Genomic DNA, 22015 nt, shown 5'->3' with positions numbered 1-22015 from the left:
GTGAACGTCTGGAGCCAGCTCGTCGGTCAGGAGCACGCCATCGGCGCCCTCCGCGACGCCTCGACGCCGCGCACCGCCTCGGGCGACGAGTCGGCGTCCATGACGCACTCGTGGCTGATCACCGGGCCCCCGGCTCCGGCCGGTCGAACCTCGCCTACGCGTTCGCCTCCGCGCTGCTGTGCCGGAACGGGGGCTGCGGCGAGTGCCCCGACTGCCGCCAGGTGGCCGCGCGCTCGCACCCCGACCTGTCGGTGCTCGCGACCGAGCGCGTGATCATCTCGATCGAGGAGGTGCGCAAGCTCGTCTCGAGCTCGCAGTACTCGCCGTCCGTCTCGCGGTACCGCGTGATGGTGATCGAGGACGCCGACCGGATGAGCGAGCGCACGTCCAACGTGCTCCTGAAGGCGCTCGAAGAGCCGCCGGAACGCACCGTCTGGATCCTCTGCGCGCCCAGCGAGGCCGATCTCCTGCCCACCATCCGCTCCCGTGTGCGCTCCGTCCGCCTGCGCGTGCCGAGCGTGGAGGACGTCGCCGGGCTGCTCGAGCGGCGCGACGGAGTCGACGCGCAGACCGCGGAGCGCGCCGCGCGCCAGGCGCAGAGCCACATCGGCATGGCGCACCGCCTCGCCACCGACGCGAACGCGCGCGAGCGGCGCGAGGAGACCCTCCGCATCGCTCTGCGCCTGCGCGGGGTCTCCGACGCCGTCCTCGGGGCGGCCCGCCTCATCGAGGTCGCCACGGAGGACGCGAAGGCGATCACGCTCGAGCGCGACGAGGTCGAGCGCGCGCAGGCGCTCCGCTCGCTCGGGGTGGAGCCGGGGGGCACGATCCCGCCGCAGCTGCGGTCGCAGCTGCGCGCTCTCGAGGAGGACCAGAAGCGCCGCGCCACCCGCAGCCTGCGCGACGGGCTCGACCGGATCCTCGTCGACCTGCTCTCGCTCTACCGCGACGTCGTCCGGCTCCAGCTCGGCGCTCCCGGCGGCGTCATCAACGAGGAGGTCCGCGCCGAGATGACCGCGCTCGCCGAGTCCACCCGTCCCGAGCGCACACTCGCCGTGCTCGAGGCCGTCTCGACCGCGCGCCAGCGGATCGACGCCAACGTGTCGCCCGTCCTCGCCCTCGAGGCGATGCTCGTCGTCGCCGCACGCCGCCCGGTGGCCGCGTGACGCGCGCCCGCCGCGCCCTCGGCGTCTCCGCGGTGCTCGCGACGACCGCGCTGCTCGCCGGCTGCTTCGCGCCGGGCCCCGCGGAGACGACGTCCACTCCCGCTCCGCAGTCGGTCGACGCCGGTCTCGAGCCGTACTACGGGCAGGTCCTCGTCTGGGACGACTGCGGCGACGACGCGCAGTGCACCGAGGCGACCGTGCCGCTCGACTGGGACGACCCGACGGGGGAGACCGCGTCGATCGCGCTGGTCCGCCACCCCGCCGAGCAGCAGCCGGCGCTCGGCTCGCTGCTGGTGAATCCCGGCGGCCCGGGCGCCTCGGGCGTCGACTTCATCCGCGACAGCGTCGACTACGCGGTCGACGACGAGCTCGCCGCCCGGTACGACGTCGTGGGCTTCGATCCGCGCGGCGTCGGCGCCTCCACCGCCGTCTCGTGCCTCGACGACGCCGGCCTCGACTCCTACCTGTACGACATCACGCCGGGGGAGCGCGGCAGCGACGAGTGGATCGCGGCGCAGCGGACCGCCGCCGCGGCGTTCGCCGACGCCTGCGCCCAGCGCAGCGGCGCGCTCCTCGGCGAGGTCGGCACGCCGAACGCCGCGCGCGACCTCGATGTGCTCCGCGCCGCTCTCGGCGACGAGTCGCTGAACTACCTGGGCTACTCCTACGGGACGTTCCTCGGAGCGACGTACGCGGGACTCTTCCCCGACCGCGTGGGGCGTCTCGTGCTCGACGGGGCGATCGATCCGGCCGCGTCGTCGCTCGACGTCGTGCGCGAGCAGGCGAAGGGCTTCGAGAGCGCCCTGCGCGCCTACCTCGCCGACTGCCTCGGCACCGCGGCCTGCCCGTTCACGGGCTCGGTCGAGGACGGGATGGCGCAGGTCCGGGCGATGCTGGAGCGCGTCGACGCGTCGCCCATCCGCGCGGCCGACGGGCGCGTCCTCGGCTCCAGCACCCTCTTCACCGCGATCGTCTACCCGCTCTACGACGCGGGGGCGTGGGGCGCACTGAGCGAGATGCTGGCGGAGGTGCGGAAGGGCGCGGCGGAGACCGCGTTCCAGTACGCGGACGCCTACAACGGACGCGACGCCGACGGCGGCTACCGGGACAACGCGACCGAGGCGTTCCTCGCGATCAACTGCGTCGACTACTCCTACACGGGTGACACCGCCGTGATGCGGGCCGACGCCGCCGCCCTCGAGGAGGCGGCTCCCACGATCGGGCGCTACATGGCCTACGGCGACATCCTCTGCAGCGAGTGGCCGGCGGCCTTCGAGGGCTCCCGCGCGCCCATCGCGGCGGAGGGCTCCGCGCCGATCCTGGTCGTCGGCACCACCAACGATCCCGCCACGCCCTACGTCTGGGCCGAGGCACTTGCCGGGCAGTTGGCCGAGGGCCGGCTCCTCACCTACACCGGCGAGGGGCACACCGCCTACAACAAGTCGAACGCGTGCGTGAACGACACGGTGGACGCCTACCTGCTCGAGGGCGTCGTGCCGGAGGAGGATCCGCAGTGCTGAACGAGACCGGCGCCCCGGGCGCCCGCCCCGGCCTCCGCGAGCGCAAGCGGCTCGCCACCCGACGGGCCATCGAGATGGCGGTGCTCCGCCTGGCCACCGAGCGCGGCCCCGACCGCGTGACGATCGAGGACGTCTCGCGGCAGGCCGATGTCTCGACCCGGACCTTCTTCAACTACTTCGCCTCGAAGGAGGACGCCCTCGTCGGCGGTCTCCCCGTGATCACCGACGACACCGCCGCCGACTTCCTCCGGGGAGACGGCCCGGTGCTCGAGGCGCTGCAGAGCGTCTTCGTCGCCGCCGTGGAGGAGCCGATGGAGGACGACCGCGAGCTGCACCTGCTCCGGCGCGAGCTGTTCCGCGAGCACCCGCAGCTCGTCGGTCTCAAGATCGCGGGGATGCGCGACTTCGAGATCGCGGTGGAGGAGCTCGTGGCCGACCGCCTCTCGCGCACCGAGCCCGATGTCGAACGCGCGCGCAGCCGCGCCCGTATGCTCACCCTCGTCGGACTCGCCGCGATGCGGCACGCCTGGGCGGGTTGGGCGGACCAGGACGGACGCGAGGCCCTCGCCGGCCGTGTGGCCGCGTCCTTCGAGGAGCTCCGCGCCGCCCTCGCGTGAGGGGGTGGGCCGTGCCGGCCGTCGTGTTCACGACCGGGCTCGGCAGCGGGTATGCTGTGTACTCGTGTCCGGGGCTCAGGCCCCTGTTCACGCCGCCTTAGCTCAGTCGGCAGAGCGTCTCACTCGTAATGAGAAGGTCGTGGGTTCGATTCCCACAGGCGGCTCCACATTGCTCCTGCACGTGCAGCCAGGAGTGCAGCCGGTCGCACGATCCCGCTGATCCGGCTTCCAGGAGCCGCTCGCGAGCCGCGACTACCATGTCGTGGATGACCGAGCCGAGACCGACCGACGCCGCCCGCCGACGGCCGTGGCTGCTCGCCGTGTCCGGTGCCGTCGTCGCCGTGCTGCTGGGGACGGGCGCGGTCGCCGTCGGAGCGGCGATCGGCGGTGACGCGCCCCGGGTGGCCGCCACCTCGACCCCGTCATCGACCGCGACCGCCGCCCCGACCGCCACTCCCACTCCCTCCGCCCGGCCGACCGCCGCGGAGATCACGTCCGCCCTGCGCACCTGCTCCGTCGCCGACGCGGCGGCCGACCCGCGGCTCGGGTCGATGCAGGCGCGCGTCGTCGACGCGGCGACCGGCCAGGTGCTGTTCGACCGCGGAGGACTCACTCCCTCGCGCACCGCGAGCGCCCTCAAGATCCTGACCGCCGCCTCCGCTCTGGCGGTGCTCGGACCCGACACGCGCATCGCCACGACCGTGGTGCGCGGGGAGGCGCCCGGTTCCGTCGTGCTCGTCGGCGGCGGCGACCTCACCCTCAGCCGGCTGCCGAGCGGGCAGGAGTCGTTCTACCCGGGAGCGGCGCACCTCGACGACCTCGCAGCGCAGGTCGGGAGCGCATGGGCGGCCGACCCCGCGACGGCCGGCGCTCCGATCACCTCGCTGGTCCTGGACTCCTCCCTCTTCACCGGCGACACCTGGCAGCCGTCGTGGAACCGCAAGGAGCAGACGCAGGGCTACATGCCCGAGATCACGGCGCTGCAGGTCGACGGAGACCGCGCCGATCCGACCGCGTCCACCTCGGTCCGCGGCACGGACCCGATCGGGCGGGCGGGTTCCGCGTTCGCCGGCGAGCTGCCCGGATCGCCGACCGTCAGCACGAGGACGGCGCCGGCGGGAGCCGCGGTCCTCGGCACGGTCGAGTCCGCTCCGGTCCGGGATCTGGTGCAGCAGATGCTGCTCGTCTCGGACAACGCGATCGCCGAGATGCTCGCCCGGCTCGTCGCGATCCGCACCGGAGCCGGCAGCACGTTCGCGGCAGAGCAGGCGGGGGTGCTGCAGGGCCTCTCGGGCTACGGCGTCGACACCACCGGCATCGTCGTCGCGGACGGCTCGGGGCTGAGCGACGACAACTCCGTCGCACCCGCGTACTTCACTGAGCTCTTGCGGAAGGTCCAGGCTCGCGAGGGCGATCTGGGCATCGTGCTGGACGGGCTGCCCGTGTCGGGACGCACGGGCTCGCTCTCGTACGCCGACCGGTTCGCGGGCGACAACGCCGTGGCCGACGGCGCGGTGCTCGCGAAGACCGGCTGGATCGACACCGGCTACACGCTCGCGGGCGTCGTCACCGCGGCCGACGGCACCGTGCTGACCTTCGCGGTCTACGCCCTCGGCGACGTCGCCGACTCCGCCAAGTCCGCGATCGACACGCTCGTCACCGGCTTCTACCGCTGCGGCGCCTCGCTCTCCGACTCCCTGATCCCCGACTCCTGCCCCCGACTCCCCGACTCCTGCCCCCGACTCCCCGCCACCCGTCCCGGAAGGACCCACCATGACCACCGCGCTCCTGATCGTCGACGTGCAGAACGACTTCACCGAGGGCGGTGCCCTGGCCGTCGCCGGGGGCGCCCGGGTCGCCGAGGACGTCTCCACCTACCTCACCGCCCACCCCGAGCGGTACCGGACGGTCCTCGCCTCGCGCGACTGGCACGACGGCGGCACCGACAACGGCGGCCACTTCTCCTCCGCACCCGACTTCGTCGACAGCTGGCCCGTGCACTGCGTGGCGGGGACCCCGGGGGCCGAGTACCACCCGGCGCTGCGGACGGACACCGTCGACGTGCACGTCTGGAAGGGTCAGGGCCGTCCCTCGTACTCGGCGTTCGAGGGCACGACGTCCGACGGCGACGCTCTGCCCGAGGTCCTCGCGCGCTTGGGCGTCACCGAGCTCGACATCGTCGGTCTCGCGACGGATCACTGCGTCCGCGCCTCGGCGCTCGACGCGCGGGCGGCGGGGCTCGAGGTGCGGGTCCTCGACGATCTCGTCGCCGGGGTGTCGGACGAGGGCGAGCGCGGCGGCGCTGCGCGAGCTCGCCGCCGCAGGGGTCCGCATCGAGCCGTCGGCCTGATCGGGATCCGCCGCTCCGCCCCCGAGCGGCCGCGGCACGGCGAGTACCATCGGAGAGGTGATCCTCTCCCGCGAGCGCCCTCCGCGCCGTGATCCGCAGAGAAAGAGCGATACTGTGACTGATTCCGTCGACACCCGCGCCGCCTCCGAGACGGCCCTCCTCGCGCGCACTCCGGCGCAGCTGTACATCGGAGGCGAGTGGATCGATGCCTCGGGCGGCGGGACCCTCGACGTGGAGGACCCGGCGACCGGCGAGGTCCTGCGGACGATCGCCGACGCGACTCCGGAGGACGGGCTGCGCGCCCTCGACGCCGCTGCCGACGCCGCGGACGCGTGGGCGGCGACGGCGCCCCGTCGGCGCGGGGAGATCCTCCGTCGCGCCTTCGACCTGCTCCAGGAGCGCAAGGACGAGTTCGCGCTGCTGATGACGCTCGAGATGGGCAAGCCGATCGCCGAGGCGCTCGGCGAGGTGGCCTACGGTGGCGAGTTCCTCCGCTGGTTCAGCGAGGAGGCCGTGCGCATCTCGGGTCGCTACGGGGTCAACCCCGAGGGGACGGGGCGGATGATCGTCTCGCAGCACCCCGTCGGGCCGTGCTACCTGATCACCCCGTGGAACTTCCCGCTCGCCATGGCGACCCGCAAGATCGCGCCCGCCTTGGCGGCGGGCTGCACCGTCGTCGTGAAGCCGGCGGAGCTCACTCCGCTGACCACGCTCGCGTTCGCGGCGCTGCTCGCCGAGGCGGGGGTCCCCGCGGGTGTCGTCAACGTGGTCACCACCTCGAGCGCCGGGGCGGTGTCGGAGCCGATCCTCGCCGATCCCCGACTGCGCAAGGTCTCGTTCACGGGATCCACCCCCGTGGGGCAGACGCTGCTGAAGCAGGCGGCGTCGAACGTCCTCCGCACCTCGATGGAGCTCGGCGGCAACGCGCCCTTCGTCGTCTTCGAGGACGCCGACCTCGACCGGGCGGTCGAGGGTGCGATGGCCGCGAAGTTCCGCAACATCGGCCAGGCGTGCACCGCGGCCAACCGCTTCTTCGTGCACGAGTCGATCGCGGAGGAGTTCGCGGCCCGCGTGACGGAGAGGGTCCGCGCGCTGCGGGTCGGACGCGGCACCGAGCCCGGCGTCGGGATCGGCCCGCTCATCGACGACCGGGCGGTCGCGAAGACCGGCTCGCTCGTGGACGACGCCGTCTCGCGCGGCGCCCGGGTGCGGGTCGGCGGGCACGGGATCGAGGGTGCGGGGCACTTCTACGAGCCGACGGTGCTCTCGGGGGTCGCGGAGGGCAGCGAGCTGCTGCGCACGGAGATCTTCGGGCCGGTGCTGGCGATCATGCCGTTCCGCGACGAGGAGGAGGCCGTGCGCCTCGCGAACGACACCGAGTTCGGGCTGGTCGGGTACGTCTTCACGCGCGACCTCGCGAGGGGCCAGCGCATGATCGAGCGCCTGCAGACGGGGATGATGGGGCTCAACGTCGGAGTCGTCTCCAATGCGGCGGCGCCGTTCGGTGGAGTGAAGCACTCCGGTCTCGGCCGCGAGGGCGGTCTCGAGGGCATCGGCGAGTACCTCAGCACGAAGTACACGCTCACCCCCGACCCGTTCGCCTGATCCGTGGAGCTCGTCGAGGTCTCCTCTCTCGAGGATCCGCGCCTGCGCGACTACGCGCACGCCACGGACGTGGCGCTGAAGAACGCGCGCGGGGCGCAGGGCCTCTACATCGCGGAATCGGCGCTGGTGCTCGAGCGCGCCCTGCGTGCGGGGCACCGCCCCCGCTCCGTCCTCGCTCTGGGCTCCTCGGCGGCGGAGGCCGAGCGCCTCGTGGGCGACCACGACGTGCCGGTGTTCACCGGTCCGGGGGAGCTCCTCGCCGAGCTGACCGGCTACGTGCTCCATCGGGGGCTGATCGCGGCGATGGACCGCCCCGTCCTCCCCGATCCCGCCGAGCTGATCTCGGGTGCGCGCCGGATCGTGGTGCTCGAGGACGTCGTCGATCCGACCAACGTCGGCGCGATCTTCCGCTCGGTCGGGGCGATCGGCGCGGACGCCGTTCTCGTCACGCCGCGGTGCTCCGACCCGTTCTACCGCCGGGCGATCCGCGTCAGCATGGGCACCGTGCTGCAGGTGCCGTGGACGCGGGTGGGCGACTGGAGCGCGACGGCGTCGCTCCTGCACGCAGCGGGCTTCACGATCGCGGCGATGGCGCTGACGCCCGGCGCGGTGCCGCTGCGGACGTTCGCCGCTCAGGCCCCGGACCGTGTGGCCCTGGTGCTGGGGACGGAGGGGGCCGGTCTGAGCGACGAGGCGCTCGCCGCCGCCGATGTCGCGGTGCAGATCCCGATGCGGCACGGCATCGACTCGCTCAATGTCGCGGCGGCCAGCGCGGTCGCGATGTGGGCGCTCGCGGATCCGGACTGAGCGGCCCGCCCGTCCTCTCTGCGGATCGTGCGGCACGCATCCGCCGATGCGCGCCGCGCTCCCGCGGGCGGCCGTCGCTGGGGTACCGTGACAGCCGTCCCGTCCCGCCGCGTCCGAACGAGGTCGACATGCCCCAGCCCCGTGTCGCCGACCGCGGCGCCCCGCGTCCGCTCGGCCGCCTGCTCGCGCTGCCGGCCCTCGCGGCCCTCGTGCTCGCTCTCGTGAGCGGGTGCGGCAGCCCCCTCGCCGAGGTGCCCGACGATGCGGAGCCGCGACCGAGCACGAGCTCACCCTCCTCCCCGGACGAGTCCTCCGACGACGCTCCCTCCGTCGACCCGGCCCTCGACGACACCGCGTCCGTCACCCGCCGCATCACCGATTGCCTCGCCCGCTGGGGGCTGGGCGAGCGCCCGCCGGCGCCCGCGGCGACCGCCGACGAGGAGGAGCGGAACGAGGCGATCCGGCTCGCGCAGCAGTACGACGAGACGCTGACCACCTGCTCGGCCGAGGCGCTGTCCACGGCCGCACCGGTGCCGGGGTCCTGAGCATGCGACTCGACGGGATGCCCGTGCTCGTCGCGGGCGGTGCGTCCGGCCTGGGAGCGGCGACGGCGGTCGCCCTGCACGAGGCGGGGGCGCGGGTCCACGTCCTGGATCTGCCCGCCGCACTCGATCGGGCGGACCTGCCGGAGGGCGTCCGGGCGACGCCGGGCGACGTGCTCGACTCGCAGGCCGTCGCCCGCGCCGTCTCCGCCGCGGGGGAGCTGCGCATCGCGGTGTCGTGCGCCGGGATCGCCACCCCGGGCCGCCTGCTCGGCCGCGACGGCCCCCTCGCCCTCGAGGACTTCGAGCGGGTGCTCCGGGTCAACACGGTCGGCACCCTGAACGTGCTCCGTCTCGCCGCGGCGTCGATCGCCGAGCGCGAGCCGATCGAGGGGGAGCGCGGCGTGCTCGTCACGACGTCGTCCGTCGCCGCGTTCGAGGGCCAGATCGGCCAGGCCGCCTATGCCGCGTCGAAGGGCGCCGTCGCGGCGCTCACGCTGCCGCTGGCCCGTGAGCTCGCGGCGGTGCTGATCCGCGTGGTCTCGATCGCTCCCGGCACCTTCGACACGCCCCTGCTGGCCGCCCTGCCCGAGGCGGCCAGGGAGTCGCTCGGCGGGGCGACCCCGCACCCGGCGCGGCTGGGCCGTCCGTCCGAGTTCGCCGCGCTCGTGCGCCACATCGTCGAGAACCCGATGCTGAACGGCGAGGTCGTCCGTCTCGACGGGGCGCTGCGGCTGCCGCCGCGCTGAGCCCGGCCTTGGGCTGCCGCGCTGAGCCCGCGTCAGCGCGGGGACCGGCAGCGTCAGACCAGGAGCTGGTGCTTCGCCAGGTCCCGGTAGAGCGGAGTCGACTCGACCAGCTCGGAGTGCGTGCCGACGCCCACGACCTCGCCCTTCTGGAGCACGACGATGCGGTCGGAGTCGACGACGGTCGACAGGCGGTGCGCGATGACCAGGAGAGTGCGGTTCTCGGCGACCGCGTCGATCGCGAGGCGCAGGCGCTGCTCGTTCAGCCCGTCCAGACTCGAGGTGGACTCGTCCAGGAGCAGGATGGGCGGCGCGGCCAGCAGCGCGCGGCCGATGGCGAGGCGCTGGCGCTCGCCTCCCGAGAGCATCACGCCGCTCTCGCCCACAGGGGCGTCGAGGCCCAGCGGGTTGCGCTCGAGCACGTCGGTGAGGTTCACGGCCTCGAGCACGCGGAGGCAGTCGGCGTCGTCCGCGTCGGGGCGCCCGAGCACGAGGTTCTCGCGGATCGTGCCGGCGAGGACCGGCGCGTCCTGCTCGACGTAGCCGATCTGGGCGCGGAGCGCGTCGCGGTCGACCGCGGTGATGTCGACGCCACCGAGTCGGACGACTCCCGCCTCGGGGTCGTAGAAGCGCTCGATGAGCGCGAGGATCGTGCTCTTGCCGGCGCCGGACGGGCCGACGAGCGCCGTCCGCTTGCCGCGGGGGACGGTGAAGGACACGCCGCGCAGGACGGTGCGGTCGCGCTCCTCCGCCACCGGCTCGGCTCCGTCGACGGACGCCGTCTGCTCGTACGAGAACACGACGTCCTCGAACGCGATGGCGTCCTCGCCCACTCCGACGCCGAGGCCGCTCACCGTTCCGGCGCGGTCGCCGTCGCCCTCGACGGGGAGGTCGATGATCTCCTGGATGCGTCCGAGCGCCCCGAGTGCCGAGTTGACCGAGGTGATCGCGCCGATGAAGTTGCCCAGCGGCATCACCATCATGAAGAGGAACAGGATGAACGAGACCAGCTGCGCGATGTCGATCGAGCCGGAGGCGACCCGATAGCCGCCGACGCCGAGGACGGCGAGGAAAGCGACCTGCAGGGCGATGCCGGCGACGGGGACCACGAGGGCCGAGATGTGGGCGACGCGGATGCCGAGGCGGTACGCCTCCGTCGCGTGGGTGTCGACCACCGCGATCTCGCGGTCGGTGGCGCCGGCCGCACGGATGGTGCGCACCGCGCTGATGGCGCGCTCGACCGCGGCGGCGAGGTCGCCGACCTTCTCCTGCGCTTTGCGGCTCGCGACGCGGATGCCGCGCCCGAGCGTCAGCGCGAGGCCGAGAGCGGCGGCGACCACCACGACGATGATGATCAGCAGCACCCAGTCGATGATCGCCATCGCGATGATCGCACCGACGAAGACGAGCGAGCCGGCGATGGAGTCGACGAGGCCCTGGGTGAGCACGGCGCGCAGCAGCGTGGAGTCGGAGCCGACGCGCGAGACGAGGTCACCGGTGCGGCGCGCGTCGAACTCGCGGATCGGCAGGCGCAGGAGGCGCGCGACCAGGCGGCGCCGACTCGAGAGGACGATGCCCTCGCCGGTGCGCTGGAGGAGGTAGTGGGCGAAGCCCGAGATGAGGCCGGAGGCGACGACGAGGGCGACGAGCGCCCAGACGAGCGGACCGAGGTCGAGACCCTCCTGCACGCGGGTGATGACCTGGCCGACGACCAGCGGCTGCGCGAGGCTCGCCGCGGCTCCGAAGAGGCTCAGCACGACGACGACGCCGAGGATGCCGCGGTGCTCGAGGAGGTAGGGGGCGAGCTGCGAGAAGGAGGCGCGGGGCCCGTCGTCGGCACCGCGTCCGCCGCGCCGTCCGCCTCGTGCGCTTCGAGTGCTGGTGCTCATCGACCGTCCGTTCCCGCTCATGCCCTGCCGTACTTCTTGTGGACCGCCTGGCGGCTCACCTCCAGGCACAGCGCGATCAGCTGCCACGACGCACCCGCGTTGCGCGCCCGCCTGACGGCGATCGCCTCGGTGCGGTCGAGTTCGCCGCGGAGGCGGTGGATCGCCCGGAGTGCTGTGAGCGGATCGTCCGCGGCCGCGTCACCCGCGAGAGTCGCGATCGTGCCGTCGTCCATTCTGCCTCCTCGTCGCTGCGAGCCCGCCGTCCGTGCGGCCGGAGAGGTCAACCTAGATTGACGACCCTAGACGTTCGCGAGCCCCCTCGTCAACAGTGGTTGACGCTCCGGAGACGCGTTCGGCCCGCCGGAGGACCGGCGGGCCGAACGAGAGGGTGCCGAGCGATCGGCGGTCGTGCCGACGACTACGAGACGTTGTCGGTGTACGAGAGGTCCTTCGTCTCCTTCGAGAGGATCAGCGCGATGAGCGTCAGGACGCCCGCGGCGCTGAGGTAGAGGCCCACGAGCACCGGGCTGCCGCCCGCTGCCTGCCACAGCGCGACCGCGATGATCGGCGCCACGGCCGCTCCGAGGATCGACGCGAGGTTGTAGGACATCGCCGAGCCGGTGTAGCGGACGTTGGTCGGGAAGAGCTCGGGCAGGACCGCGCCCATCGGGCCGAAGGTCAGGCCCATCAGGGTGAAGCCGAGGATCAGCACGGCCATCACTCCGACGAAGCCGCCGCCGAAGAGCGGCACGAAGAGCAGGCCGAACACGATGATCGCCGAGGTGACCGTGATGAGGAGCTTCCGACGCCCGAACTTCTCGGCCAGCGGGCCGGAGACGAGCGTGAAGATGCCGAAGAACACGACGCCGACGATCAGCATGATCAGGAAGTCGTTGCGGGTGTAGCCGAGGCCGGCGACCGGGCCGTCGGTGGGCGCGGTGCCGTAGGTCAGCGTGTACGTGGTCATCAGGTAGAAGAGCACGTAGGTCGCGAGCATGATGAACGTGCCCAGGATCAGCGGACGCCAGCTCGAGACGAAGACGCGCGCGAGGGGGAGCTTCGCGACCTCGCCCTTCTCGACGACCTTCTGGAACGCGGGGGTCTCGACCAGCTTGAATCGGACGTAGAGGCCGATGATCACGAGGACGGCGCTCGCGAGGAACGGCACGCGCCAGCCCCACGCGGCGAAGGTCTCGTCGTCCATCGAGCTCGCGAGGACCAGGAACAGGACGTTGGCGACGATGAAGCCGATCGGCGCGCCGAGCTGCGGGAAGGTGCCGTAGATCGCGCGCTTGTTCGCGGGGGCGTTCTCGGTGGCGAGCAGGGCCGCTCCGGACCACTCGCCGCCGAGGCCCAGGCCCTGGCAGAAGCGCATCACGACGAGCAGGAAGGGCGCGAGGAACTCCCAGCCGGGCGTGAGCGCCGTGGGGAGGCAGCCGATGAGGAAGGTCGCGATGCCCATGGTGAGCAGGGAGGCGACGAGGGTGCCCTTGCGGCCGACGCGGTCGCCGAAGTGACCGAAGACGATCGAGCCGATCGGCCGCGCGATGAACGCGACTCCGAAGACGGCGAAGGAGGCGAGCAGCGCGGTCGCGGGGTCCTGGTTCACGAAGAAGAGGGCCGGGAAGACCAGGACGGCGGCGGTCGCGTAGGCGTAGAAGTCGTAGAACTCGATCGAGGTCCCGATGAGGCTCGCGAGGATGACGCGGCCGCGGGAGTTCTGCGGGGCGGAGGGAGCGTCGGCGGTGGCGGGTGCGTGAGACATGGGAGGGAAGTTGCTCCGGTAGACAGGGGGTCCCCGTGCCGGCGGGCGAGGCGTCGATCGGGCGTCGCGGACCGGATGGCGGTGGGGAGGAGGAGGTCGGGCCGCTCGTGACGGCCCGACCACTTTACTCCGTGTTCACCCAGCTTCGTGCTGTAGCGGCCCGCGGAAGGGGGCCGGACGCTCGCGTGCGGGTCAGCCGCGCAGCTCGCGCAGCAGCAGCGCGGTCGCGACCGCCGCCTCCGCCGCCTCACGGCCCTTGTCCTCCTTCGACCCGGGCAGGCCGGCGCGGTCGATGCCCTGCTGCTCGGTGTCGAGGGTGAGCACCCCGAAGCCCACGGGCTTGCCGGTCTGGATGCTGACGGTCGTCAGGCCGGAGGTGGCCGCGTCCGACACGTACTCGAAGTGCGGGGTGCCGCCGCGGATGATCACGCCGAGCGCGACGACGGCGTCGGCTCCCGCGTCGAGAGCGACCTTCGCCGCGACGGGCAGCTCGAACGAGCCGGGGACGCGCACGAGCGACCACGAGGCGCCGGACTCGTCGAGGGCGGCGCGAGCACCGGCGATCAGACCGTCGGAGATCTGCGTGTGCCAGGTCCCGGCGACGACGACGACGCGCAGTCCCGATCCGTCGAGGGGGGAGGTGGTGGGGGCGCCGGAACCGGCCATGCTGTCACTCCTTCGTCGTCGCGCCGGCGATCCCGGCGTCGAGGTGTCCGAGCCCGGCAAGATCGCCGAGGTTCTCGATGTCGTGGCCCATGCGGTCGCGCTTGGTCTCGAGGTAGCCCTCGTTGAACGCGCCGACGCCGACCACGAGCGGCACGCGCTCGGAGACGGTGATGCCGCGGTCGGTCAGCTGGCGGACCTTCTCGGGGTTGTTGGTGAGCAGGCGCACGTCGCGGATGCCGAGGTCCTCGAGGATCCCGACCGCGGCTCCGTAGTCGCGCGCGTCGGCGGGCAGGCCCAGCGCGAGGTTCGCGTCGAGCGTGTCGAGGCCGTCCTCTTGCAGGCGGTAGGCGCGCAGCTTGTTGATCAGGCCGATGCCGCGGCCCTCGTGCCCGCGCAGGTAGACGACGACTCCGCCGTCGCGCTGGATCGTGTCGAGAGCGGCGTCGAGCTGCGGACCGCACTCGCATTTGAGCGAGCCGAAGGCCTCGCCGGTCAGGCACTCGGAGTGGACCCGCACCAGCGGCGGACGAGTGCCGCCGAGGCCTCCCGCGACGACTGCGACGTGGTCGGCACCGGTCTGGCGGTCGCGGTAGGCGCGCACCTGGAACGGGCCGTGGGTGGTCGGCACGGTGGTCTCGACCTCGAAGCTCACGCGCGAGGACTCGGGCACGGGGACCGTGAGGGGCACCTCCGTGTCGCAGTGGAACTCCTGCAGGTACTCGATCAGGGCCGCGACCGTGGTGACCGGGACGCCCTCGCGCTCGCCGAGCGCGATCAGGCCGGGGAGCCGCATCATCTCGCCGTCCTCGGCGACGATCTCGGAGATCGCGCCGACGGGGTAGAGCCCGGCGAGCTTCATCAGGTCGACCGCGGCCTCGGTGTGGCCGTCGCGCTCGCGCACGCCGCCCTCGACCGCGCGCAGCGGCAGGATGTGGCCCGGCCGGTGCAGCCGCGACGGCGTCGCCTCCGGATCGGCGAGGACCCGCAGGGTGTGCGCCCGGTCGGACGCGCTGATGCCGGTCGAGAGGCGGTCGGCGGCGTCGACCGAGAGCGTGTAGGCCGTGCCGCGCGGATCCTCGTTGTCGACGACCATCAGCGGCAGCTCGAGCCGATCGGCGATCTCGTTGGTCATCGGCGCGCAGATGAAGCCGGAGGAGTTGCGCACCATCCAGGCGATCGTCTCCTGGCTGGCGAGCTGCGCCGAGACGATGACGTCGCCCTCGTTCTCACGGCCCTCGTCGTCGGCGACGATGATCGGACGGCCCTCGCGCAGTGCGGCGACGGCCTCGGGGATGCTGGAGAGGCTCATGCCCCACCTCCGGGAAGGGTGACGGGAAGGGCGTGCGCGGGGATCGCGACGGCCTGCAGTGCGAGCATCCGCTCGACGTGGCGGGCGAGGATGTCGGTCTCGATGTTGACCCGGCCGCCGACGGCGAGGACGCCCAGGGTGGTGGCGGCGAGGGTCTCGGGGATGAGCGAGACCTCGAACCACTGCTCGGGCTCTGCCGCGGGGCTGATCGCCGAGACGGTGAGCGAGACGCCGTCGACGGCGATCGACCCCTTGTCGGTGACCAGCGGAGCCGCCGCGGCGGGGAGGGAGAAGCGCAGCACGCGCCACGCGTCGCCCGGGGTGATCGCGAGCAGCGTCGCCGTGCCGTCGATGTGGCCCTGCACGATGTGGCCGCCGAGCCGGTCGCCGACCCGGGCGGCCCGCTCGAGGTTCACCGAGTCGCCGGCGGCGACGCCGTCGAGGGTCGACATGCGGAGCGTCTGCGCCATCACGTCGGCGGTGAAGCCCTCGTCCGACTGGTCGACGACCGTCAGGCACACGCCGGAGACCGCGATGGAGTCGCCGTGCCGGGCGCCCTCGACGGCGAGCGGTCCGCGGACGGTGAGCCGGATCGCGTCCGCCCCCGGATCGACCGCCGTGACGACGCCGATCTCCTCGATGATTCCGGTGAACATCAGTGCGTCTCCATCTGCAGGGCGTGGGGGAGGCGGGCCGGTTCGCCGGCGCCGCCCGCGGGGTGCGCGACGGGGCGCGCGGTCACGAGGAGGTCGTCGCCGAGGACCTCGACCGAGTGGATGCGGAGACGGCGGGCGTCCGCGATGCCCGTGACTCCGATGTCGCCGAGCGCCAGGCGGGGTCCGCCGAGCAGCGCCGGAGCGAGGTAGACGAGGTACTCGTCGACCAGCCCCGCGGCGACCAGCGCGGAGGCGAGGGTGGGCCCGCCCTCCACGTAGACGTGGCGGACCTCGGACTCGTAGAGGCGGTCGAGGACCGCCTCGAGGTCGTGATGGCGTTCGAGGCGGGCCGGATGCGGGTGGTGGAGCACGTGAGCGTCCTCGGGGATCGCGCGGGTGCCGACGACCACGGGGACCGGCTGGTGGGCGAGGAGCTCCCCTCCGTCGCCGCGGGCCGTGAGACTCGGGTCGTCCGCGAGGACGGTGCCGGTGCCGACGAGGATCGCGTCGCTCGCGGCGCGCTGCTCGTGGACGCGCTGCCGGGCGGAGGCGCCGGTGATCCAGCGGCTGCTGCCGTCGGCGGCGGCGGTGCGGCCGTCGAGGGTCGACGCCCACTTGAGGGTGACGAAGGGGCGGTGCCGGCGGGCGGCGGTGAGCCAGACGTGCAGGAACTCCTCGCCCTCCTCGGCGAGGACGCCCTCGATCACCTCGATGCCGGCGGCGCGGAGGGTGTCGCCGCCGCCACCGGAGCGCGAGCCGGGGTCGTTCACCGCGTAGACCACGCGCGCGACGCCGGCCTCGATGAGGGCTCGGCTGCAGGGACCGGTGCGGCCGGTGTGATCGCAGGGCTCGAGGCTGACGATCGCGGTCGCGCCCGCGGCGACGCCCGGCGCGAGCTTCGAGAGCGCATCGACCTCGGCGTGCGCGGTGCCCGCCCCGTGGTGCCAGCCCTCGGAGAGGACGGTGCCGTCGGGCGCCAGAAGGATGCAGCCCACGCGCGGATTCACTCCGCGGGCGGGACCGTGCTCGGCGATCGCGAGCGCTCTGCGCATCGCGTGCTCGAAATCGATCGTCATTCCCGGTCTTCCGTTCGTCGCCGAACTCCGGGGTCTCGATCGTCGGTGCGCGGGCACCGTCGTTCGACGCCGCGCTTGCGCGCGACGCTCGTGCTGCCTCCCATCCGGACTTTAACCGTCGGTCCCGGAATTCCACCGGATCAACAGCTCCCCACCGAAGTGGTCGGCCGCTCGCGGACTGTCACCGCCGGTTCGGACTCTCACCGACCCCGGAGCACGTGCTTTCTCGTTCAGCCTAGGTCAACGCGGGTGGGGGTGCGGTATTCCCACGTCACACTCGGAGGTGCGGGGCCACCGATGACCGGATCCGGGGGCGGGTCGTCGATGCGCGCGCAACTCCGCGTGCCGGGCGGTGCACCCGGCTCCCTCGGCCTCGTGAGGTGGTGTCGTCCGGCGGGACTGGTCCGGTCGAGGACTCCGCCCCGTCACGTCAGGCGGCGGTGGAACGCGACAGGAGCAGTCCAGAGGCGGGGCTGCTGGTGGACGTGGATCTCGATACGCCCGCTGCGCGGGCTACTCGATCAGCAGGGAGGCAGGGGACTTTCGTCTTCCTGCTGGTCGAGTAGCCCCGGACGGGCGTATCGAGACCCACGTCCCCAGAAGGGCGGTCTCCGTGTCGCCCGCGGTCGAGTCGGCCCGGATCAGGGGAGCGCGGACGGCTGGTGGAGGTGGATCTCGATACGCCCGCTGCGCGGGCTACTCGATCAACGAGGGAGACGCGGCTGCGCGGGCTGCTCGATCAGCAGGTGGAGGGGCTGCCCGATCTGCCGGGACGGGTGCGGCGCAGCGGGGCGCGCGCGTGCGGCGGCTACCCTCGGTCGGATGGACGACAGGTACGGGCAGGACGTGCTCGCCGGGGACTGGCGGGCGAAGCACAAGGTCGAGGTGGCGGTCGTCGAGGCCGTGCGCGACCTCGTGGTCGAGGAGGTCGCCTCCGGATTCGTGGGTGCCGTGCTCGGCGTCGAGATGCGGATGGTGCGGTTGGAGGACCGGTTCGGCAAGGTCCGCGTGTTCCCGATCGGTCCCGGGTTCCTGATCGACGGCAAGCCGGTCTCGCTCAAGGCGCCGGGCCTCAAGCGCGACGCGAACCTCGGACGGGCGCGGTCCGCCTCCGGGTCGTTCCACGTCGCCGACGCCAAGGCCCGTGTCGCGCTGCCCAGCCGCATCTACGTCGAGGGCCGGCACGACGCCGAGCTCGTCGAGAAGGTGTGGGGTCACGACCTGCGCGTCGAGGGCGTCGTCGTCGAGTACATCGAGGGTGTGGACCACCTCGACGAGCTGGTCCGAGCGTTCCGCCCCGGCCCCGGCCGCCGCATCGGAGTGCTCGTCGACCACCTCGTCCGGGGGTCGAAGGAGTCGCGCATCGCCGACACCGTCGCCGCCGGCCCGCACGGCGAGCACGTCCTGGTCGTCGGCCATCCCTACATCGACATCTGGCAGGCGGTGAAGCCCGACCGCGTCGGACTCGAGCGCTGGCCCGAGATCCCGCGCTCGATCGAGTGGAAGCACGGCATCTGCGCGGCGCTCGGTTGGCCGCACGAGGAGCAGGCCGACATCGCGCGCGCCTGGCAGCGGATCCTGTCGAAGGTCACCACGTTCCGCGACCTGGAGCCCGCGCTGCTGGGACGGGTGGAGCAGCTGATCGACTTCGTGACGGAACCGGCGTGAGAGTCGCGGTCGCCCTCGCGCTCGACGTCCTCCTCGTCGCGGTGTTCGTCCTGATCGGCCGTCGCAGCCACGAGGAGGGCGCGGAGCTGCTGGGCTTCCTGACCACCTTCTGGCCGTTCCTCGCGGGACTGCTCGCGGGCTGGGCGCTCGCGCGCTCGTGGCGCGCTCCCGACCGGATCGTGCCCACCGGGCTGATCGTCTGGGCGGGCGCGGTCGTCGTCGGACTCCTGCTGCGCATCGTCTCGCAGCAGGGCGTGCAGTGGAGCTTCGTGATCGTCACCGCGCTGGTGCTCGGTGCGTTCCTCCTCGGGCGGCGGGCTCTCACGAGGCTCGTCAGGAGCCGCTGACCCTCAGCCCAGCACCTGCACGCCGAAGTGCTGGGCGAACAGCGGCAGCATCAGGCTCAGCTGCAGCTCGGTCAGCGCCGCTCCGCGCAGGCCGTCGAGCCCGCCGAGCACGTGCAGCTCGGCGCCGCGCAGATCGAGGTGCTCGAGGCGGGCTCCGCCGAGCTCGAGGGAGCGGACGTCGCAGTCGACGAGGCGGACCCGGGCACCGGTCGCCCCTCCCAGGTCGAGCTCGTCGATCGTGCAGCGCTCGAGCAGGACGTCGCGGAGCGCGGCTCCGCGCAGGTTGACGTAGCCGAGCTTGCAGTCGGCGATCCGCACCTGCTCGAGGGTGCTCTCGTAGAGCTCGGCCGAGCCGAGCCTCGAGCCGAGCAGCTCGACCGAGCGCCACCGGCTGCGGGCCGCGGAGAGGCCGGGCACGTCGATCCGCTCGACGCGCGACTCGACGACGGAGGCCGCGCGCAGCTGAGCTCCTGAGAGAACGGCGGCGGAGAGCACGCATTCGCTGATCGAGACGGCGGTGAGGTCGGCGCCCGTGAGGTCGACCCCGTCGAAGCGCAGGCCCTCGGCGTGCTCGCGGGCGCCGAGATCACCGGCGAACCCCTCGGCGAGGGCGTCGAGGCGGAGGGGATCGAGTCGGGGAGCGGGGATCGCGGCGCGCATCCGGGGAGCCTAGCCCGCACCGCCGACGCGCATCCCGCATCCACCCGGGGCGACGGTGCGGCCTGGGAGGATGGACGGATGAACCCGACGCTTCTCGAACGGATGCCGACGCCCGACGCCGACGGGCGCGTGGACGACGACGCCGTCTACCTGGCGTTCACGGAGTGGGCCGAGGCGCGGGGGCTGCCGCTCTACCCCGCGCAGGACGAGTCGATGCTCGAGATCGCCTCCGGAGCGAACCTGATCCTGTCGACCCCGACCGGCACCGGCAAGTCGCTGGTCGCGATCGGCGCGCACGCCGCGGCGCTCGCCGCCGGGAAGCGCAGCTACTACACGGCGCCGATCAAGGCGCTCGTGTCCGAGAAGTTCTTCGCCCTCGTCGACGTCTTCGGGGCCGCGAACGTCGGCATGGTCACGGGCGACTCCTCCGTCAACTCCGACGCCCCGATCATCTGCTGCACGGCCGAGATCCTCGCCAACCTCGCGCTGCGCCACGGGCCCGAGACCGACGTCGACCAGGTCGTGATGGACGAGTTCCACTTCTACGCCGACCCCTCGCGCGGCTGGGCCTGGCAGGTCCCGCTCCTCACGCTTCCCCATGTGCAGTTCGTGCTGATGTCGGCGACGCTGGGCGACGTGACGGCGCTCGCCGCGGACCTCACCCGGCGGACGGGACGCGAGACGGCGCGGGTGACCGGCGTCGAGCGTCCGGTGCCGCTGCACTACTTCTACGAGATCGCGCCGATCCACGATTCGATCGAGGAGCTGCTCGCGACGAACCAGTCGCCGGTCTACGTCGTGCACTTCTCGCAGGCCGCCGCCCTCGAGCGCGCGCAGGCGCTCACCAGCGCGAACATCGCCAGCCGCGAGCACCGCGACCGCATCGCCGAGGTGATCGGCGGCTTCCGCTTCACCACCGCGTTCGGCAAGACGCTCTCGCGGCTGCTGCGGCTGGGCATCGGCGTGCACCACGCCGGCATGCTGCCCAAGTACCGCCGCCTCGTCGAGCAGCTCGCCCAGCAGGGCATGCTCAGGGTGATCTGCGGCACCGACACCCTCGGCGTCGGGATCAACGTCCCGATCCGCACGGTCCTGCTGACCGCGCTGACCAAGTACGACGGCACCCGGATGCGCCAGCTCTCGGCGCGCGAGTTCCACCAGATCGCGGGCCGAGCCGGCCGCGCCGGCTACGACACCGCGGGCACCGTGGTCGTCCAGGCGCCCGAGCACGAGTCCGAGAACCGCAAGGCGCTCGACAAGATGGGCGACGACCCCAAGAAGCGCAGGAAGTGGGTCGCGAAGCGGGCGCCGCAGGGCTTCGTGAGCTGGGGCGAGCCCAGCTTCCGCAAGCTCGTCGACGCGGAGCCCGAGACGCTCACCTCGCACATGACGATCACCTCGGCGATGCTGCTGAACGTGATCGCCCGTGGCGGCGACGCCTTCGCGAACGTGCACGCGCTGATCTTCGACAACCACGAGCCGTGGAAGCGGCAGCTCCAGCTGGCCCGGCGCGCGCTGGGCATCTACCGGACGCTGCGCGAGGCGGGCGTGGTCGAGCAGAGCGTCGGTGCGGACGGCGTGGTGCGCATCCGGCTGACCGTCGATCTGCAGCCCAACTTCGCGCTCAATCAGCCGCTCTCGCCGTTCGCCCTGGCGGTGTTCGACGTGCTCGACCCCGAGTCGCCCACCTTCGCACTCGACGTGATCTCGGTGCTCGAGTCGACGCTCGACGATCCGCGGCAGATCCTCGGTGCCCAGCAGTTCCAGGCGCGCGGCGACGCGGTGGCCGCGATGAAGGCGGAGGGGATCGAGTACGAGGAGCGGATGGAGCTGCTCGAGTCGGTCACCCACCCCAAGCCGCTCGAGGAGCTGCTCGACGCGACGTTCGCGACCTACACGGCGGCGCAGCCCTGGGTGCGCGACTTCGAGCTGTCGCCGAAGTCGGTCGTGCGCGACATGTACGAGCGGGCGATGTCGTTCGGCGAGTACACCGCGTTCTACAAGCTCTCGCGATCGGAGGGTCTCGTCCTGCGCTACCTGTCGGACGCGTTCCGCGCGGCCCGCCAGACGATCCCGGACGAGATCAAGAACGAGGAGCTGCACGACCTGATCGAGTGGCTGGGCGAGCTGGTCCGCCAGGTCGACTCCTCGCTCGTCGACGAGTGGGAGGAGCTGGTGAACCCCGCTCTGCACGATGCCGACCAGGCGATCGTGCCGCCTGCGCCGCGCCGCCTCACGGCGAACCAGCGCGCCTTCCGCGTGCTCGTGCGCAACGAGATGTTCCGCCGGGTCACCCTCGCGGCGCTCGACGACCACGAGGCGCTCGGCGAGCTCGACGCGGCGGCCGGGTTCGACTCCGACGCCTGGGGCGAGGCCCTGGACGACTACTACGACGAGCACGACACGATCGGCGCGGGGCCCGACGCCCGCGGACCGGCGATGCTGCTCGTCGAGCAGACGCCGACCGAGTGGCGGGTCCGCCAGATCCTGGACGACCCCGCGGGCGATCACGACTGGGGGATCTCGGCGAGGGTCGACCTCGCCGAGTCGGACGAGGCCGGCGCCGCGGTCGTGCGGGTCACGGCCGTAGGACGCCTGGACGGGGGACAGTAACCTGAGCCCGTCG

The 22015-nt window shown here is 72.8% G+C and carries 18 protein-coding genes, 1 tRNA gene, 2 pseudogenes and 1 riboswitch; of the genes and pseudogenes, 13 read left to right on the top strand and 8 right to left on the bottom strand.

The features are described from left to right. The 10 genes and pseudogenes from AC0CID_RS07510 (at nt 1) to AC0CID_RS07465 (ending at nt 9356) form a co-directional block, all read left to right on the top strand. Nucleotides 1-1166 (top strand): annotated as a pseudogene (locus tag AC0CID_RS07510) (DNA polymerase III subunit delta'). Further along, complete coding sequence (locus AC0CID_RS07505; protein WP_465226309.1) at nt 1163-2686, top strand: alpha/beta hydrolase; 1524 nt, start codon at nt 1163-1165, stop codon at nt 2684-2686. The pseudogene AC0CID_RS07510 and the gene AC0CID_RS07505 overlap by 4 nt, the downstream one beginning before the upstream one ends. Then, nucleotides 2680-3303 carry a TetR/AcrR family transcriptional regulator gene (locus tag AC0CID_RS07500; protein ID WP_465226308.1) on the top strand — a complete coding sequence of 208 codons (624 nt, stop codon included), beginning with the start codon at nt 2680-2682 and terminating at the stop codon, nt 3301-3303. The genes AC0CID_RS07505 and AC0CID_RS07500 overlap by 7 nt, the downstream gene beginning before the upstream one ends. A gap of 91 nt (nt 3304-3394) precedes the next feature. Then, nucleotides 3395-3470, top strand: a tRNA-Thr gene (locus AC0CID_RS07495). After that, nucleotides 3432-4934: pseudogene (gene dacB / locus AC0CID_RS07490) on the top strand (D-alanyl-D-alanine carboxypeptidase/D-alanyl-D-alanine endopeptidase); the annotation flags it as partial. The gene AC0CID_RS07495 and the pseudogene dacB, both read left to right, overlap by 39 nt. Nucleotides 4935-5076: 142 nt before the next feature. Next, nucleotides 5077-5745: an isochorismatase family protein gene (locus AC0CID_RS07485; RefSeq protein ID WP_465226307.1), complete on the top strand. Its 669-nt coding sequence runs from the start codon at nt 5077-5079 to the stop codon at nt 5743-5745. Nucleotides 5746-5767: 22 nt separating this feature from the next. Then, the gene (locus AC0CID_RS07480) at nt 5768-7258 is read left to right on the top strand and encodes an NAD-dependent succinate-semialdehyde dehydrogenase (protein WP_465226306.1); all 1491 of its coding nucleotides are present in this window, start codon (nt 5768-5770) and stop codon (nt 7256-7258) included. Between the two features lie 3 nt (nt 7259-7261). Next, nucleotides 7262-8065, top strand: a complete 804-nt coding sequence (locus AC0CID_RS07475) for a TrmH family RNA methyltransferase (RefSeq protein ID WP_207403516.1) — start codon at nt 7262-7264, stop codon at nt 8063-8065. A gap of 128 nt (nt 8066-8193) precedes the next feature. Further along, nucleotides 8194-8610, top strand: a complete 417-nt coding sequence (locus tag AC0CID_RS07470; RefSeq protein ID WP_207403515.1) for a hypothetical protein — start codon at nt 8194-8196, stop codon at nt 8608-8610. 17 nt (nt 8611-8627) lie between these two features. Next, on the top strand, nt 8628-9356 hold the full coding sequence (locus AC0CID_RS07465) for an SDR family NAD(P)-dependent oxidoreductase (protein ID WP_465226305.1): 729 nt from the start codon (nt 8628-8630) through the stop codon (nt 9354-9356). Nucleotides 9357-9409: 53 nt separating this feature from the next. Here AC0CID_RS07465 and AC0CID_RS07460 read toward each other — a convergent pair whose 3' ends face one another. From AC0CID_RS07460 to ribD, 7 genes are all read right to left on the bottom strand, one after another. Beyond that, the gene (locus tag AC0CID_RS07460) at nt 9410-11242 is read right to left on the bottom strand and encodes an ABC transporter ATP-binding protein (protein WP_465226304.1); all 1833 of its coding nucleotides are present in this window, start codon (nt 11240-11242) and stop codon (nt 9410-9412) included. A 17-nt stretch (nt 11243-11259) separates the two neighbouring features. After that, on the bottom strand, nt 11260-11475 hold the full coding sequence (locus tag AC0CID_RS07455; protein WP_107575589.1) for a hypothetical protein: 216 nt from the start codon (nt 11473-11475) through the stop codon (nt 11260-11262). A 185-nt stretch (nt 11476-11660) separates the two neighbouring features. Beyond that, a complete protein-coding gene (locus AC0CID_RS07450) occupies nt 11661-13007 on the bottom strand; it encodes an MFS transporter (protein WP_465226303.1) in 1347 nt (448 codons plus the stop codon). Nucleotides 13008-13199: 192 nt separating this feature from the next. Then, nucleotides 13200-13673: a 6,7-dimethyl-8-ribityllumazine synthase gene (ribH, locus tag AC0CID_RS07445; RefSeq protein ID WP_207403510.1), complete on the bottom strand. Its 474-nt coding sequence runs from the start codon at nt 13671-13673 to the stop codon at nt 13200-13202. A 4-nt stretch (nt 13674-13677) separates the two neighbouring features. Next, entirely contained in the window at nt 13678-14982 is a 1305-nt protein-coding gene (gene ribA, locus AC0CID_RS07440; RefSeq protein WP_465226302.1) for a GTP cyclohydrolase II, read from the bottom strand. Next, entirely contained in the window at nt 14979-15638 is a 660-nt protein-coding gene (locus AC0CID_RS07435) for a riboflavin synthase (RefSeq protein ID WP_465226301.1), read from the bottom strand. The genes ribA and AC0CID_RS07435 overlap by 4 nt, the downstream gene beginning before the upstream one ends. After that, nucleotides 15638-16714: a bifunctional diaminohydroxyphosphoribosylaminopyrimidine deaminase/5-amino-6-(5-phosphoribosylamino)uracil reductase RibD gene (gene ribD, locus AC0CID_RS07430; protein ID WP_207403507.1), complete on the bottom strand. Its 1077-nt coding sequence runs from the start codon at nt 16712-16714 to the stop codon at nt 15638-15640. Before ribD ends, AC0CID_RS07435 begins: the two co-directional genes overlap by 1 nt. A gap of 87 nt (nt 16715-16801) precedes the next feature. Continuing rightward, nucleotides 16802-16935: riboswitch (FMN riboswitch) on the bottom strand. A gap of 601 nt (nt 16936-17536) precedes the next feature. On the opposite strand from ribD, the gene AC0CID_RS07425 reads away from it, so the two are divergent. Both AC0CID_RS07425 and AC0CID_RS07420 read left to right on the top strand, forming a co-directional pair. Further along, nucleotides 17537-18382, top strand: a complete 846-nt coding sequence (locus tag AC0CID_RS07425) for a DUF3097 domain-containing protein (protein WP_207403504.1) — start codon at nt 17537-17539, stop codon at nt 18380-18382. Continuing rightward, nucleotides 18379-18729 carry a DUF3054 domain-containing protein gene (locus tag AC0CID_RS07420; protein WP_207403503.1) on the top strand — a complete coding sequence of 117 codons (351 nt, stop codon included), beginning with the start codon at nt 18379-18381 and terminating at the stop codon, nt 18727-18729. Before AC0CID_RS07425 ends, AC0CID_RS07420 begins: the two co-directional genes overlap by 4 nt. A gap of 3 nt (nt 18730-18732) precedes the next feature. Here the strand turns inward: AC0CID_RS07420 and AC0CID_RS07415 are convergent, their stop codons facing one another. Beyond that, nucleotides 18733-19389, bottom strand: a complete 657-nt coding sequence (locus AC0CID_RS07415) for a pentapeptide repeat-containing protein (protein WP_465226300.1) — start codon at nt 19387-19389, stop codon at nt 18733-18735. Nucleotides 19390-19467: 78 nt separating this feature from the next. Here AC0CID_RS07415 and AC0CID_RS07410 point away from each other — a divergent pair, with 78 nt between their 5' ends. Further along, nucleotides 19468-22002, top strand: a complete 2535-nt coding sequence (locus AC0CID_RS07410; RefSeq protein WP_465226299.1) for a DEAD/DEAH box helicase — start codon at nt 19468-19470, stop codon at nt 22000-22002. Nucleotides 22003-22015: the final 13 nt, after the last annotated feature.

The organism is Rathayibacter sp. AC451 (assembly GCF_979253095.1).
This window is presented reverse-complemented; position numbering and strand designations above follow the sequence as displayed.

Bases quoted from the DNA above. Each gene is read 5' to 3' on its own strand.
- AC0CID_RS07485 (WP_465226307.1), top strand. From the start codon at position 5,077: ATGACCACCGCGCTCCTGATCGTCGACGTGCAGAACGACTTCACCGAG.
- AC0CID_RS07470 (WP_207403515.1), top strand. From the start codon at position 8,194: ATGCCCCAGCCCCGTGTCGCCGACCGCGGCGCCCCGCGTCCGCTCGGC.
- AC0CID_RS07465 (WP_465226305.1), top strand. From the start codon at position 8,628: ATGCCCGTGCTCGTCGCGGGCGGTGCGTCCGGCCTGGGAGCGGCGACG.
- AC0CID_RS07460 (WP_465226304.1), bottom strand. From the start codon at position 11,242: ATGAGCACCAGCACTCGAAGCGCACGAGGCGGACGGCGCGGCGGACGC.
- AC0CID_RS07455 (WP_107575589.1), bottom strand. From the start codon at position 11,475: ATGGACGACGGCACGATCGCGACTCTCGCGGGTGACGCGGCCGCGGAC.
- AC0CID_RS07450 (WP_465226303.1), bottom strand. From the start codon at position 13,007: ATGTCTCACGCACCCGCCACCGCCGACGCTCCCTCCGCCCCGCAGAAC.
- ribH (WP_207403510.1), bottom strand. From the start codon at position 13,673: ATGGCCGGTTCCGGCGCCCCCACCACCTCCCCCCTCGACGGATCGGGA.
- ribA (WP_465226302.1), bottom strand. From the start codon at position 14,982: ATGAGCCTCTCCAGCATCCCCGAGGCCGTCGCCGCACTGCGCGAGGGC.
- AC0CID_RS07435 (WP_465226301.1), bottom strand. From the start codon at position 15,638: ATGTTCACCGGAATCATCGAGGAGATCGGCGTCGTCACGGCGGTCGAT.
- ribD (WP_207403507.1), bottom strand. From the start codon at position 16,714: ATGACGATCGATTTCGAGCACGCGATGCGCAGAGCGCTCGCGATCGCC.
- AC0CID_RS07425 (WP_207403504.1), top strand. From the start codon at position 17,537: ATGGACGACAGGTACGGGCAGGACGTGCTCGCCGGGGACTGGCGGGCG.
- AC0CID_RS07415 (WP_465226300.1), bottom strand. From the start codon at position 19,389: ATGCGCGCCGCGATCCCCGCTCCCCGACTCGATCCCCTCCGCCTCGAC.
- AC0CID_RS07410 (WP_465226299.1), top strand. From the start codon at position 19,468: ATGAACCCGACGCTTCTCGAACGGATGCCGACGCCCGACGCCGACGGG.